This is a genomic window from Micromonospora parva, assembly GCF_000718515.1.
Taxonomy (GTDB): domain Bacteria; phylum Actinomycetota; class Actinomycetes; order Mycobacteriales; family Micromonosporaceae; genus Micromonospora; species Micromonospora parva.
On the sequence record NZ_JNZS01000009.1, the window covers coordinates 276590 to 290846 of the forward strand.

The following is a 14257-nucleotide window of genomic DNA, read 5'->3' on the forward strand; positions in this document are numbered from 1 at the left end:
GGCCCGCACCCGGCCGGAGGGGGCGAGATTTGGTGGTCACCGACACCACCTGCGGGTACGACGACGGCGGGGCCACGGTTGCCCGTGACCCCGCCGTCGGTGCAGCTACTTCGCGGCCGGCTTCAGGCAGAGCACCCGGTTGCTGCCGTCACCCGGCAGCACCACGTGGGGCTGCGTCGTGTCGGTGCACTTCTCCTTGGCGTCCACCTTCGAGACGATCGTGAACGCACCCGCCTCGCCACAGTCCGCCGCCGAGGCGCCGCCCTCGCCGGACTGCTTCACGCAGGTGCCGACCGCCGGGTCGAAGGCCGGCGCGTCGTCCCCGCCGACCTTGCCGAGCAGCAGCAGCAGACCGAGCGGCACCGCCAGGATGAGCACCGCGGCGATCAGCACCGCGGCCAGCACCCGGCCGTTGCGCACCTTCGGCGCCGGTGCTTCCACCTTCGGCTCGTCGGCGTCCGGCTTGAACGCGTCGAACCGGCCCTGGTCCGTCGGGCTGACCTCCTGGCCCCAGGACGGCGCGGACTGCGCCGGCGGCGGGAACGACGGCGGGAAGCCGCTGCCCGACACCGGTTCGGCCGCCGGCGCGCCGAAGCCGGGCCCGCCGGAACCGGGGCCACCGAAGGTCGGCGCACCGAAGGTCGACGTCCCGTTCACGGTGCCGGCGGCCGGCGAGCCGGGGCCGCCGAACTGGTCCGCCGGCTGGTCGGCACCGGCGTGCGGCCGAACGCCGTTCACGGGCCTGTTGTTACCCGGGGCGTCGACGAAGGACGGCACACCGGGCGGGAACGCCGGCGGCGCCGACGGGGCATCGTTGAACGGGTTCGGTGCGGGCTGCCGGTCGTCGAAGCGCGGCTCGGCCGGGGAGTCGCCACCCCAGCCGGACCCCGCCTGCCGTTGCGCGTCGTGCTGCCAGTCGGGCGCGATCTGCCGCTGGCCCTCGTTCTGCCAGTCGGGCGTGGCCTGCTGCGGCGCGTCGTTCTGCCACTCCGGGGCACCCTGACGGTCGCCGCCCGGGTTGCCCTGGAACGCCTCCGGCTCGGGCTCGGCCTCCGGCTCCGGTCGAGCCGGGCGACCGTACACCCGAGGTTGCGGTGCGGCGGTGCCGGTCGGTCGGATCGCCTGGTCGGTCGGGGGCATCACCCGGCTGGCCAGCGGCACCGAAGCGCTCGCCGTGGCCCGGGCCGCCGCGCCGGCTGCCGACTCGGCGTCCGACACCGGTACCGCCGCACGACCCGCTCCGGACTCCGGTGAGGTACGCGGGGCGGGCACCACCGCGGCGCTCGCGGCGGAGTCCTCGGGGCGGCCACCGTACTGCGCGGCGGCGTCCGGGGTCTCCCGCTCGGCGTAGGCGGGCTGCTCGGGGATCGGCGCGAACTGGGCCTGGGGCGCGTAGTCGGCCGGTGGGGCGGCAGCCAGGCTGGCGCCCGGCACGCGCTGCTCCTGCGGAGGCAGCGGCACCGCGTTCGCCGGTGAGATGCCCGGTGCGGGACCGGGCTGGTAGGCCGGTGCCTCGTCGGCCCGGTCCGCCTCCCAGCCGCCACGGGCCTGGGCGGAAGCCTCGGCCTCCGCGCGGCCCCACACCTCACCGGGCGCCCACGGTTCGACCTCCGCCACAGCGCCGGAGTTGCCCTGCGCGGCGTTGTCCGGGCTGGCGGCCCAGTTGGGTGCGCCGCCGCTGGTGGGCACGCTGGCGCTGGCCCGGGCGGGCAGGTTGCTCGGCTCCGGCGGGGTCCACGCTGCCTGCTCCGGCCGCTCGGTCGGCTGCTCGGGCTGGGACAGCACCCAGTCGGGCTGTTGCGGGCGGCTCTCGGCACCGCCCCAGGCGGCCGGCTGCCCGGGGGTCGGCTGCGCGGGCTGGTCCTGCCGCGCGTCGTTGCCGTCGTTCCACGCTGCGGGCTGCGCCTGCTGCTGCGCGGCCCACCCGCCGGAGTTGGCCGGGTCGTCCTGGGCGGGCCAGGTCGTCGTCGGGGCCGGGACCTGGGCGGCGCCACGGGCCGTGTTCGGCTGGGCGGCCTGACCCCAGCCGGGGGCGGGCTGCTCGGTTGCTTCGGCGGGCTGGCCCCAGGCCGGTGGCGACTGCTCGGCCGGCGTCCACACCGGCTGGTCGTCCCGGGCGCCGCCAGCGGGCCAGCCGCCGTTGCCGGTGGCCTGTTCCTGCTGAGCGCCGCCGGGCCAGGCGGCGGCCTGCGGTGCGTCGGACTGGGTGGACTCGGCCCCGCGCCAGTCGGCGGCGGGCGGGTTGGTCTGCTGCGCCGCGCCACCCCAGCCGGCGGCCGGGTCCTCCTGGGCGGGCCAGGCGGCGGTGGCCGGCGGAACCTGTGCGGCGCCCCGCGCGGCCGGCTGGACCTGCACCCAGTCCGGTTGCTCGGCGGGGGCGCTCGGGGTCCAGGTCGGCGCGGGCGAGCTCTGCTCGGCGGGCGTCCAACCCTGCTGCTGCGCCGCCCAGGGGTCGGGCTGCGCCGGAGCCGGGGCACCGTCGTTGCCGGGCCACGCACCGGGCTGCTGCTGCGGCGGTTCGCTCCCGCCACCGCCAGCGGCCCAGGCGGGCTGTGCCGGGTCGTTGGACTGTGGAGCAGCGGCGGCACCCCAGGCGGGGGCCGGTGGCTGCTCGGGCTGGGTCGCCCATGCCGGCGCCGACGGGTTGGGCCGTGTCGGGGGCGGGGGTGCCCAGCCCAGGTCGGGGCCGGCGGCGTTCTGGCCGTTGTCCGGCTGCGCCGGGCGGTCGCCGTACGGCGCCGGTCCGCCGGCGCCCGGTGACACCTCGTCCGGCTCTTGGCCGGAACGGTGCGGGCCCTCGGACGTCATGGGTGCGCCTCCTCCATCACATGTCGGCTCGCCGGTGCCGATCGGTCTCCTCGGCGTGGCTGCCGGCGTCACCGGCGTACCGCTGTGCCGGCTCCCCGCACGGTATCGGGTGGTGGCACGACACGTCCAAGGAGCACTGGCCGTCACTCACCGTGGCCGGTTGGTGTCGAGCAGCTTCTGTCGGCTCGGCCTCTGCCGGGTCGGCGGGCGGCGACCGAAGCCCACCGTACCGGGCGCTGCGGCAGGGCGGAATCCCGGTGGTGGGTGGCGGCTGAACGCCGATGGCCCACCCGGTGGGCCGGGTGGGCCATCGATCTGGAGGAGGTGAGGAATGTCGTGGAGCGTCAGCTCATGTGACGCTGGGCGATGACGAGGATCTCCTCGCGGACCGCCGGCGAGTTCGCCGAGCGCAGCGCGTGCTCGATGGCACGGGCGCGGCGGGTGGCGTCGCGGTGGTTGCGGATTCGCTCGATCATGCTCATTGGTGGGTCCCCCTAGCTATTCGGTTGTCAGCCCCTGATGCATCTATTCAACAGCAGAAGCCGGCGAAATTCCATCGATTATTAGGTGAGCTGAGACACCTGCCTAACAATCAAAGGTCAACGGGGCTCCTGACCGATGGTTCCGTCGCCCAACGGACACGGCCGGTGTGCCGGGCGTTAACCCGTGGCACACCGGCCGTGGCTGGTGACGCGAACGATCAGGTCCAGGCGAGCAGCGCCGCCTCCGGATCAGTGAGGAAGTCGCCGACGTCCCGCAGGAACTTCGAACCCAGCTCACCGTCGATGATCCGGTGATCGAAGCTCAACCCCAACGTGGTGACCTGGCGAACCTTGACCTTGCCCTTGTGCACCCAGGGCATCTCCCGCACCGCGCCGAACGCCAGGATCGCGGACTCACCCGGCGGCAGGATCGGTGTGCCGGTGTCCACCCCGAACACGCCGACGTTGGTGATGGTCAGGGTGCCGCCGGACATGGCCGCCGGCGAGGTACGGCCGGACTTCGCCGTCTGCACCAGATCGGTCAGCGCGTCCGCCAACTCCCGCAGCGAGAGTCGGCCGGCGTCCTTGACGTTCGGCACGATCAGACCGCGCTCGGTGGCTGCCGCGATGCCGAGGTTGACGTACTCCTTGACCACGATCTCGTCGCCCGCCCAGGTCGAGTTGACCATCGGGTGCCGTTGCACAGCGAGCAGCACCGCCTTCGCCACCAGCAGCAGCGGCGAGACCCGTACGTCGCGCCACTCCCGCCGGCCGCGCAGCCGGTCCAGCGCCTTCATCGCCCGGGTCACGTCGACGGTCAGGAACTCCGTCACGTGCGGGGCGGTGAACGCCGAGCGGGACATGTTCTCGGCGGTCAGTTTGCGAACCCCCTTGACCGGGATGCGCTGCTCCCGGTCGGCGCCGAAGCTGGGCGCGGTGGTCGCCGCGATCGGCTCGGCAACGACGGTGGTCGCACCGTTCGCCGCCCGCTGCACGTCCTCCCGGGTGATCGAGCCGAGCGGCCCGGACCCGGTCAACGTGCCGAGGTCGACCCCGAGGTCCTTGGCGAGCTTGCGCACCGGCGGCTTGGCGAGCACGCCACCACCGGTCAGCGCGGCCTGCCCGTTGCGGGCCGGAGCCACCACCGGTGGTGCAGTCGGCGCAGCCGGTGCGGGAGCGGCCACGGCCTGCGCGGGAACCGCGCCCTTGCGGGGGCGGCGCTTCGCGGCGGTGGTACGCGGGCCGTAGCCGACCAGCACCGCCGTGCGACCACCAGGGGCCGCACCGCCGATCAGACCGGGCTCGACCATGCCCTCGGCCGGTGCCACCTCCACCGCCGCCAGCGAAGCCGCCGACGGGGTGGGCAGGTCACCGCTGGGCGTGGCAGTGGTCGACGGCGTCTCCAGCGGGCCGGCCCCCGGGTCGGTGTCGATCGCGATGATCGGCGTACCGACCTCGACAGTGCTGCCCTCCGGGTGGTGGATCGCCTGCACCTGCCCGGCCCACTTCGCCGGGATCTCCACCGCCGCCTTCGCGGTCTCCACCTCGACGATCGGCTGGTTCAGCTCGATGGTGTCGCCGACCTTGACCAACCAGGCCAGGATCTCGCCCTCGGTCAACCCCTCGCCCAGGTCGGGCAGGTTGAACGTCTTGATCCGGGACATGCCGCTCACCAGCCGAAGGTGCGGTCGACGGCGTCGAGCACCCGGTCGAGGTCGGGCAGGTACTCCTCCTCCACCCGGGCGGCCGGGTAGGGGGTGTCGAAGCCGGTCACCCGCAGCACCGGCGACTCCAGGGAGTAGAAGCACTCCTCGGTGATCCGCGCGGCCAACTCGGCGCCGAGGCCGATGTTGGACGGCGCCTCGTGCACCACTACCGCACGACCGGTGCGCTTCACCGACTCGTACGCCGCCCGCAGGTCCAGCGGCGAGAGCGAGCGCAGGTCGATGACCTCCAGCTCACGGCCGTCCTCGGCGGCGGCGGTCGCCGCGTCCAGGCAGGTCCGCACCATCGGGCCGTAGGCCAGCACGGTGGCGTCGGTGCCGGGCCGCACCACCCGGGCGGAGTGCAGGGGGTACGCGTCGGACAGCGGCGCGTCCAGGTCGACCTGGCCCTTCTCCCAGTAGCGCCGCTTGGGCTCCAGGAAGACGATCGGGTCGTCCGAGGCGATGGCCTGCTGGATCATCACGTACGCGTCCTGCGGGTTGGCGCAGGTCACCACCTTCAGGCCGGCGGTGTGCGCGAAGTACGCCTCCGGCGACTCGGAGTGGTGCTCGACCGCGCCGATGCCGCCACCGAACGGGATCCGGATGACCATCGGGATGTTGAGCTTGCCGCCCGAGCGGTAGTGCATCTTCGCCACCTGCGACACGATCTGGTCGTACGCGGGGTAGACGAAGCCGTCGAACTGGATCTCGCAGACCGGCCGGTAGCCGCGGATGGCCAGACCGACGGCGGTGCCGATGATGCCGGACTCGGCCAACGGGGTGTCGATGACCCGCTGGTCACCGAAGTCCTTCTGGAGCCCGTCGGTGATCCGGAAGACGCCGCCGAGCTTGCCGACGTCCTCGCCCATGATGATGACCTTGCTGTCGTTCTCCAGGGCGCGGCGCAGACCCGTGTTGAGGGCCTTACCGATGGTGAGCGTCTCCGTGGCCATCAGTGGGCGCTCCCCTCGAACGACTCCATGTAGCGGCTGAACTGCGCGCGCTGCTCGTCGAGCAGCGGAGACCCGTTGGGGTAGACGTGATCGAACATCGTCACCGGCTCCGGGTTCGGCATCTCGAGCACCCGCTCGCGCAGGTGCACCGACTCGCGGCGGGCCTGCTCGTCGACCTCGGCGAAGAAGCCGGCGTCGGCGATCTGCTGCTTCTCCAGGAAGGCCTTGACCCGGGCGATCGGGTCCTTGGCCTGCCACGCCTCGACCTCGCTGGCGATCCGGTAGCGGGTCGGGTCGTCGGAGGTGGTGTGCGCGCCCATCCGGTAGGTGTACGCCTCGATCAGGCTCGGCCCCTGCCCGAGCCGCGCGTTGTCCAGCGCGGTGCGGGTGACCGCGTACGAGGCCAGCACGTCGTTGCCGTCCACCCGTACGCCGGGGAAGCCGAAGCCGGCGGCCCGCTGGTAGAGCGGGACCCGGGTCTGCCGCTCCAGCGGCTCGGAGATCGCGTACTGGTTGTTCTGGCAGAAGAAGACCAGCGGCGCGTTGAACACGCTGGCCCAGACGAACGCCTCGTTCACGTCGCCCTGGCTGGTGGCGCCGTCGCCGAAGTAGGCGATCGCGGCCTCGCCGTCGTCGGTGCCGGTCTTGCCGTCGATGGTGATGCCCATCGCGTAGCCGGTGGCGTGCAGGGTCTGCGCGCCGATGACGATCGTGTACATGTTGAACTTGAACTCGTTCGGGTCCCAGCCGCCCTGGTCGACGCCGCGGAACAGGCCGAGCGGCATGATCGGGTCGATGCCCCGGCAGTAGAGGACGCCGTGCTCCCGGTAGGTCGGGAAGGCCATGTCCTGGGCACGCAGCGCCCGCCCGGAGCCGACCTGGGCGGCCTCCTGGCCGAGCAGGCTGGCCCAGAGGCCCAGCTCGCCCTGGCGCTGGAGAGCGGTCGCCTCGGCGTCCAGCTTCCGGACCAGCACCAGGTCACGGTAGAGCCCGCGGTACTCCTCGTCGGTGAAGTCGACGCGGTACTCGGTGCCGTCCGGCCCGGTGGCGCTGTCGATCCGCTCGCCGTCGGGGGTGAGTAGCTGCACCAGCGCGGGGTCGCCGGCCGTGCCCTTCCTGGAGCGGGGTGCGGCCCGCCTGCTGCGGGTGGTGCCCCCGGGGTCGCCCTTTGCCATCGGTCTCTCCCTGTCGTGTCTGCGTCGGCACCGGGGGGTCACCCGGCCACGCAACTCGTGCGCCTGCCCGGCTGCTGCCGGACCGGTTCCTGGCGGCCGCGCCTAGCCCCGGTGGGGGTTGCCGCACGGCGTGAACCGGGTTCTGGCCGAACCCGGATCGGGGAGCGCCGGCGCCGGGCCGCGCCTGCCGCGAGGGTGCGCGGAGGTCACGGCTGCGTTGCCGTCGTGCTCCATATTCGCAGAGCAGGTGAGCGCGCCCACAGTACGCCTGCCCCCGCATTCCGACCGACCCTGCTTTGACGCCGTTTGTCGCCATCGTGACGGCCCGCGTCTCCCAGGCGTTGCGGCATGAATCGTCACCGTTCGGCCAGCACCGCGTGTCGACACGCGGTGGAGGTTGGCTGACGGAGGGTGACTGCGCGAGGCTGATTCCCGCAGGATCGCGCCGATCGGGTGAATTGTCGGGTTTGACCCGACGGTTTCCGTCCGCGCCCGCCAAGGACCCGACGACCCGACGACAAGGAGTGTGCGGTGTACGAGCCAGGTGACGGTCCCGGCGCACCAGCACTTGGTCGGCACCGGTCGGCCGGCGGCTATCGCGGGGTGGTCGGCGTTCACCGTGCCCCCAGCGCCGGTGGCCCCACCCGCGGTTACCTGCTCACCGTCGCGCTGCTGGCCGGCACCGCGTCGATGCCCATCCTCGCCGCGATCAGCGCGGGCTCGGCCACCCCGGGCAGCACCGCCCTGCCGGACAGCAGCACCCCGTTCATCCCGACCCCCTCCGTCGGGCCGGTGGTGATCCCGCTGCCGATGGCCAGCCAACCGCCGCCTCCGCCGCTCGGCACGCCCAGCGTCGGCCCGACCAGCGGCTGGCTGACCGCCGCCCCACGACCTCCAGCGCACGGACCCGCCGCCGCCGATCCCGGGCCGGACCTGCGCACCAGCGCTCCGCCCGTCGCGCCGAAACCCACGCGAGGCACCTCGCCGCCCGTACCCCCGCCCGTCGCTCCGCCGCCCCACGACCCCGACCCGACCGACCCGCCGGACCCGGACCCGACCGACTCCACCGATCCGCCGGACCCGGACCCGGACCCGACCGAGCCCACCACCGACCCAACCGATCCCACCGATCCGCCCGACCCGGACCCCACCGACCCTGGCCCGACCGGCTCGGCCGACCCCGATCCGACCCCGACACTGACGGTGGACCCGACGCCGGACCCGACACCCACGCCGACCGACGACGCGACCGCGACCGCCGTGCCGACCAGCACCCGGTCCGTGCCGGCCCCCACCCCCACGCCACCCGCAGTACCGACCCGCCGGCCGGGCCCGGCGAACCCGTCGCCGTCGGCCGTCGCCCCGACCCCCCACGTCAGTCCGGCTCCGCTGCCCGGACCGACACACCCCCTGGCTTCGCCGACGGTACGGTGACGATCAGGCTCGGCCCGTCCGGCGTCGGTGCTGATCGGCAACAGGCGCGTACCGGAGGGGGTGGCGTGGGCGGCGGTGCGGAACTCCGCCCGGTCACCACCCGACCCGGGCCGGGGCTGTGGATCGCCCGGCTGGTCACCGAGGTGACCGCACCGGCGGTGCTCGTGTCGCTGCTGATGCTCACGGTGAGCTGGCACAGCGCGAACCGCCCCGGTCAGGGTCTCGTCTGGGGGCTACTCGCCACGCTCTTCGTCACCGGCATTCCGTTCGCCTACATCGTCGGCGGGGTACGCCGTGGCCGGCTCACCGACCACCACGTCGGCCGCCGGGAGCAGCGCCGCGCGCCGCTGCTCGTCGGCCTCGGCTCGGTCGCCGCAGGGCTCGCCCTGCTCGCCGTGCTCGGCGCGCCCCGCCCGGTGCTGGCGCTGGCGGTGGCCGGGCTGGTCGGCCTCGTCGTCGCCGTGTCGGTCAGCCACTGGTGGAAGATGTCGATCCACTCGGCGGTGGCCGCCGGCACGCTGGTCATCCTGATGTTGACCTTCGGGACGCGGCTGGTCGCGGCCGCACCGCTGCTGGCGGTGGTCGGCTGGTCCCGGGTACGGCTGCGCGACCACACGGTGCCGCAGGTGCTGGCCGGTGGTGTGCTCGGCGCGCTGATCGCCGCTGTGGTCTTCGGCCCGTTGCGCTGACCCGCCACCCAGCAACCGAGGCGGGTCGCGGGCCGCTCAGTGACCGGGGAGGGGTCGCGGGCCGCCGCGAGGGCGGGCGGCGCGGAGCCACCCACCCCCGGGACACGGTCAGGCGCCGTCGTCGGCGAGCCGGTGCCGGTTCGCCTCGATCCAGGCGTCCAACGCGGCCGGATCGTCCGGGTCCACCCCGTCGGCCATCAGCTGCGCCACCGCCGCGGTGGCCGGGCTGCGCCGCTCACCTGTCGAGTAGAGCCGGGCGAACTCCGGCACCATCTCCTCGATCGCCTCGTCGGTGCGCGTCACCGCCGCCTCGGGCAGCCCGCGCTGGCGCGACGCGTACCGCGCCCAGGCCCGCAGCACCCGGGGCAGCATCGCCGCGTCGTCCATGTCCAGCACGGCCCGGCGGTGCACCCAGTCGAGCAGGAAGAGCCCGGACACCGCCGGGCTCCAGCGCATCGGATCGGCGTCCGGGAAGCTCGCCGAGTGGTCCAGCAGCAGGCTCAGGCAGAAGTGCAGGGAGGCCAACTCGGGGCCGTCGACGGCGTCCAGCCCGAACCGGACGGCTTCCGGCGCGGCGAGGAACCGCCGGACCAGGTCCGTGCGCTCGGCGGCGGAGAGCGGCTCGACCTCCGCCGGGCCGGTCGGACCGGCCGCGGTGGGCAGCATCGCCAGCCGGGCACCGACCAACGCCCGGTCGGTGGCGAGCGAGCCCTCACCGGGCAACTCGCCCAGGTCGTCGGTGACCGCCAGATGACGCGCCACCTCGCCCCGGAGCCGGGCCGGATCTTCGGTACGGAACCAGGTCAACTCGTCGTCGGCGCACATCTGCCGGACCTGGTCCAGGATCCGTTCGGCCGGCCCGCCCACGAAGATGTCCTTGGTGATGCCGATGTTGTGGTCCACCAGGGCCACCAGCGCGTGCTCCGAGCCGCCGGACTCGTCGTCGTAGGCGAAGGTCGCCAGGTAGGAGGTCTGATCGCCGTACACGTCGCCGTACGCCCAGCTGCCGGTGAGGTGCACCCGGCCCAGCTGCGCTGTCCAGCTGGGCGCCTGGCTGCCCGGACGGACCCGCTCGGTGCCCTCGGCGGTGGGGACGAGCGTGGCGAACACCTGCCGGATGGTGGTCGCCGCCGCGACCCGGCGGCGGCTGGTGGCGGCGAGGAAGCCGGTGACGAACTCCCGTACGGCGGCGTCGCGGTCGGTCTCCGCGATCGCGTAGACACTGCCGAGCAGGGCGCTGCCCAGCATCTCGGCGTCGAGGGCGGACTCCAGCTTGGTCACGTCGCGTGCGGCGTGCAGCACCGCGTCGTAGGGGGTCTGAGGCGTGGCCATGCTCCGACCCTACGCCGCTGTGGGCGTACGGAGAGCGGTAGCGGGCCGTGCGGAGCGTCAGCCGCGTGCGGCGTCCCGCAGCGCGTCGCGGGCCTGCGCGTACGAGCCCAGCACGATCCGTACCGGGGTCAGCACGTACTCGTCGCCCACCTGGGCCACCCGCGCCGTCAGCCGCTGTTCGGCGCGGGCCCGGGCGCGTCGGGCGGCCCACCGCACCACCGGTCGGGTCAGCACCGCCACCAGCAGCCCGGCCAGCAGGCCACCGAGCAGCAGCGCTGTGGGCAGCGGCACCGCGCCGACCATCGGGTTGTCCAGCGCGGGCAGGCCGAGAACCCGCAGCGCGTAGCCGAGCACCAACCAGCCCAACCCGACCACGGCGGCCAGGGTGACCAACCACTGCACACCGCCGACGGCACGCCACCACACCGGTCGACGGTCGAGGCCGAGGTCGGTGCCGGCGATCGTGCGGTCCAGGGCGTCCGGCAGGTCGCCGAGGCGGGACCGGGCGGCGGACGTCACCGCGCCGGGCCAGGCGGCGGGCAGGTCGGCGGCGGCCCGGTCAGCCACCGCGCGGATGGCGAGGCCGAGCGCCGAGCGTTGGGCGGCCGTCGGGTCCGGTACCGAGGTGGCCGCGACCAGGCTCTCCGCCGGGTCGCTCTGGTCGCCGGGCGGGCCCGGCAGGTGCAGCCGGCGCAGCGGGTCGGGTCGCAGCCGCCGCCAGCCCCGGACCACGGGCCAGCCGGTGGCCGCGCCGGCCCGGTGCCGGTACGCCCGCTCCACGGCCTCGGTCACCGCGGGCACCCCGGCCGCCCCGGCCAACGCCCGGTTCAGCCCGTTGACGGCGGTGTCGTCCGGCCCACCCGCCGGCCGGGCCGAACCGACAAGTTGGTCCAGGCCGGCGACGACCGTGTCCACATCACCGGCGAGGCGGCGCAACGCGGCCTGCCGTTCGGCCACCGTGCGCTCCATGGTGGCGCGCAGCCCGACCATCCCGGCCGGATCGACGGCGGTGGTGGCCAGCAGGGGAACCCCGGTCAGCCCGTCCGTGTCGAGCAGCCGGCGCAGGTCGTCCAGGACCCGCGGCACCTCGGCCGGGGACAGCCGGTCGGCCTGGTTCAGCACGACCACCGTGACGTCGCGGTGCCGGTGGAACTCGCGCAGGTAGCTGTCGTGGATGACCCGGTCGGCGTACTTCTGCGGGTCGACCACCCAGACCACCTGGTCGACGAGGCCGAGGAGCCGGTCCACCTCAAGTCGGTGCGATCGCTGCACCGAGTCGAAGTCGGGCAGGTCGAGCAGGATCAGCCCGTGCAGGGCCGTCTCGTCGTCGGCGTCCAGGGCGCTCTCCCGGACGAAGCGGTGCCGGGGCAGTACGCCGATCCAGTCGAGCAGATGGTTGGCGCCCTCCAACGGCCCCCACACGCAGGCGTGGGTGACGCCGGTGGTCGGCCGGCGGACCCCGACCGGCGAGAGTTCCAGCCGCGCCAACGCGTTGAAGAGGCTGGACTTGCCGCTGCCAGTGGCACCGGCGAGGGCGACAACGGTGTGGTCCCGGGACAGCGCGAGCCGGGTGCCGGCCCGCTCGACCAGTGTGTGCGCGGGCACCAGGTCGCCGTCCGGCAGCAGACCGTCCACGGCGGTCAGGAACCGGCGTACCGCGTCCAGTCGGGCGATCAGCGCGTCGGCGTCGACCCGCTGGTCCCCGCGGAACACCTCGCGTACCCGGCCGGCGATGTTGCTCACCGGGAACCCTCCTCGTCGCCGGCCGACAGGCCACTGCGGTGCCGGGCCAGCTCGACCCGGCCGGCGGCCCGGCGCAGCCCGTCGCCGGCGTCCGCGGCCGGGCGGGCCTCGGCGGTGCGGCTCAGGAAGCGGTCGGCCTCCGCGTCCAGCAGCGTCCGCACCCGGGCCAGCAGGTCGGTGCGGGCCTTGGCGGCGAGGGTACGCACCGCCTGGTCGCCGAAGATCGCCTGGAGGACGGCCTGCGCGGCGACAGTGGTGCCGGCCCCGGTGGCCAACTCCAGCCCGGTCGGGATGAACGCGGTGGAGGCGAAGACGGCGATCATCACGGCCAGCCCGGTGGCGTTCACCGCGTACGCGGCGGTGCGGGCCACGAACCGCTTGTCACCGCCCTCGACCCGGACCAGCTCCAGCACTCCGCGCTGCCAGTCCCGGACCATGCGCTCGGCGCGTTCGGGTAGGTCGTCGCTCGGGTGGGCGAGCGCCGGGTCGAGCAGCCCGGCGCCGGCCGGGTGTGCCTTCCACCCGGTGTACGCGGACTCGGCGGCCTCGGAGGCCACCCCGCGCAGCAGCGTCACCAGCTGGGACTCGATGGCGTTGCGCAGCTCGACGGCGGGTGCCGGGCGACCGGTGACGGCGGCCACGACCCGGTCCCGGAGGCGGCCGATCCGTGCCTCCAGCGTGCGGAACAGCTCGCCGGTCCCGACGAACTCCTGCCAGCGGGCGAGCACCTCGCCGCGCAGCAGCCGGCCGTCCTGAAGCCCCTGCTCGACGGTGCGCTCGGCACCCCGGTACGCGGCCCGGACCCGTTCGTCCAGCCCATCGGCGGCGGCTAGCTGCTCGTCGGCGGCGTCGGCCAGGTCCTCCACTGTGGGATGCAGCGCGGCCAGCGCCCCGTCGAGGGTCTGGCGGACCACCGCGGCCCGCGCGTCAGCGTCGGCGGCCAGCCGGGCGAACCAGTCGGCCAGCGGCGCTGTCACCCCCTCGGGCAGCAGCCCCTGACCGTCAACCCAGGTCTCCGGCAACACGAACAGCGGCGCCCGGTCGAGGTCCTGCTCGGCGAGCATCTCGGTCAGGTGTGCGGCGATCTCGTCGGTGGCCTCAGCGGGCACCCGGTCCAGCACCATGGCGATCACCGCGCCGCGCGCCCGGGCGCTGCGCAGCAGCTCCCACGGCACCGCGTCGGCGTACCGGGCGGCGGTGGTGACGAAGAGCCACAGGTCGGCGGCGGCCAGCAGTTGGGTGGCGAGCGCCCGGTTGGCGTCGACGACCGAGTCGATGTCGGGCGCGTCGAGGAAGGCCAGCCCGGCGGGCAGGGCCGGGGCGGTGACGAGGTGCAGGGCGCGCGGATCGTCGCTCGGCTCGGTGGTGCGGGTCAGCCCGGGCAGGAGGTCACCCTGCCGGAACCACGCCGCGTCGGACGGGTTGCAGACCAGCACCGGGGAGCGGGTGGTCGGCCGGAGCACGCCGGCCGCGCTGACCCGGGCCTTGACCAGGCTGTTGACCAGCGTCGACTTGCCCGCGCCGGTGGAGCCGCCGACCACCACGAGAAGGGGGGCGTCCAACCGGGCGAGCCGGGGCAGCAGGTAGTCGTCGAGCTGGTCGGTGAGGGCGGTCGCGGTGTGCCGGGCGGAGCTGGCAGAGGGCAGCGCGAGGGGATACCGGGTCGCGCCGATCGCCTCCCGGAGGCCCGACAGTGCGCCGGGGAGGCTGTCGTCCCCGGTGGTGGCGGGCGGCTCCTCCGCGGCGTCCGGCGGGTCGGTGCGGGCTGCGACGGCGGGCGCACCGGAACGGGTGGCGGGATCGCCGTGCGTCGTCACCGCTAAAGCGTGCCCGACCGATGCAAGGGAAGACAACCGGACGGTAATAACGGCTGGGTTGCGTCGGGTTGACTCAAGTCGACTTGACGATTGGCCAACGCGTGGCACTATTGAGTCA

At 74.3% G+C, this 14257-nt stretch carries 10 protein-coding genes; 2 read left to right on the top strand and 8 right to left on the bottom strand.

Annotation, left to right across the window (positions count from 1 at the left end):
* Positions 1-105 precede the first annotated feature (105 nt).
* The 5 genes from IF22_RS0114200 to pdhA form a co-directional block, all read right to left on the bottom strand.
* The gene (locus IF22_RS0114200; RefSeq protein WP_030332066.1) at positions 106-2808 is read right to left on the bottom strand and encodes an LppU/SCO3897 family protein; all 2703 of its coding nucleotides are present in this window, start codon (positions 2806-2808) and stop codon (positions 106-108) included.
* A gap of 344 nt (positions 2809-3152) precedes the next feature.
* Positions 3153-3290: a hypothetical protein gene (locus tag IF22_RS35405; protein WP_165435866.1), complete on the bottom strand. Its 138-nt coding sequence runs from the start codon at positions 3288-3290 to the stop codon at positions 3153-3155.
* A gap of 218 nt (positions 3291-3508) precedes the next feature.
* Positions 3509-4954: a dihydrolipoamide acetyltransferase family protein gene (locus IF22_RS0114210; protein WP_030332068.1), complete on the bottom strand. Its 1446-nt coding sequence runs from the start codon at positions 4952-4954 to the stop codon at positions 3509-3511.
* Between the two features lie 5 nt (positions 4955-4959).
* Positions 4960-5949: an alpha-ketoacid dehydrogenase subunit beta gene (locus tag IF22_RS0114215; RefSeq protein ID WP_030332070.1), complete on the bottom strand. Its 990-nt coding sequence runs from the start codon at positions 5947-5949 to the stop codon at positions 4960-4962.
* Positions 5949-7124 carry a pyruvate dehydrogenase (acetyl-transferring) E1 component subunit alpha gene (gene pdhA, locus IF22_RS0114220; protein ID WP_030332072.1) on the bottom strand — a complete coding sequence of 392 codons (1176 nt, stop codon included), beginning with the start codon at positions 7122-7124 and terminating at the stop codon, positions 5949-5951. The genes IF22_RS0114215 and pdhA overlap by 1 nt, the downstream gene beginning before the upstream one ends.
* A gap of 531 nt (positions 7125-7655) precedes the next feature.
* Here pdhA and IF22_RS35010 point away from each other — a divergent pair.
* Together IF22_RS35010 and IF22_RS0114230 are read left to right on the top strand one after the other, a co-directional pair.
* On the top strand, positions 7656-8558 hold the full coding sequence (locus IF22_RS35010) for a hypothetical protein (protein ID WP_030332074.1): 903 nt from the start codon (positions 7656-7658) through the stop codon (positions 8556-8558).
* Positions 8559-8623: 65 nt separating this feature from the next.
* Positions 8624-9247, top strand: a complete 624-nt coding sequence (locus IF22_RS0114230) for a phosphatase PAP2 family protein (RefSeq protein ID WP_051708464.1) — start codon at positions 8624-8626, stop codon at positions 9245-9247.
* 108 nt (positions 9248-9355) lie between these two features.
* Here IF22_RS0114230 and IF22_RS0114235 read toward each other — a convergent pair whose 3' ends face one another.
* From IF22_RS0114235 to IF22_RS0114245, 3 genes are read right to left on the bottom strand one after another with little or no spacing between them, the layout of a single operon-like run.
* Positions 9356-10579 carry a hypothetical protein gene (locus IF22_RS0114235; RefSeq protein ID WP_030332077.1) on the bottom strand — a complete coding sequence of 408 codons (1224 nt, stop codon included), beginning with the start codon at positions 10577-10579 and terminating at the stop codon, positions 9356-9358.
* Positions 10580-10636: 57 nt separating this feature from the next.
* Entirely contained in the window at positions 10637-12322 is a 1686-nt protein-coding gene (locus IF22_RS0114240) for a GTPase (RefSeq protein ID WP_030332078.1), read from the bottom strand.
* Positions 12319-14139 carry a GTPase domain-containing protein gene (locus IF22_RS0114245; RefSeq protein WP_030332080.1) on the bottom strand — a complete coding sequence of 607 codons (1821 nt, stop codon included), beginning with the start codon at positions 14137-14139 and terminating at the stop codon, positions 12319-12321. Before IF22_RS0114245 ends, IF22_RS0114240 begins: the two co-directional genes overlap by 4 nt.
* Positions 14140-14257 lie beyond the last annotated feature (118 nt).

Excerpts from the sequence above, each read along its gene's own strand:
- IF22_RS0114200 (WP_030332066.1), bottom strand. The coding sequence starts at position 2,808 with ATGACGTCCGAGGGCCCGCACCGTTCCGGCCAAGAGCCGGACGAGGTG.
- IF22_RS35405 (WP_165435866.1), bottom strand. The coding sequence starts at position 3,290 with ATGAGCATGATCGAGCGAATCCGCAACCACCGCGACGCCACCCGCCGC.
- IF22_RS0114210 (WP_030332068.1), bottom strand. The coding sequence starts at position 4,954 with ATGTCCCGGATCAAGACGTTCAACCTGCCCGACCTGGGCGAGGGGTTG.
- IF22_RS0114215 (WP_030332070.1), bottom strand. The coding sequence starts at position 5,949 with ATGGCCACGGAGACGCTCACCATCGGTAAGGCCCTCAACACGGGTCTG.
- pdhA (WP_030332072.1), bottom strand. The coding sequence starts at position 7,124 with ATGGCAAAGGGCGACCCCGGGGGCACCACCCGCAGCAGGCGGGCCGCA.
- IF22_RS0114235 (WP_030332077.1), bottom strand. The coding sequence starts at position 10,579 with ATGGCCACGCCTCAGACCCCCTACGACGCGGTGCTGCACGCCGCACGC.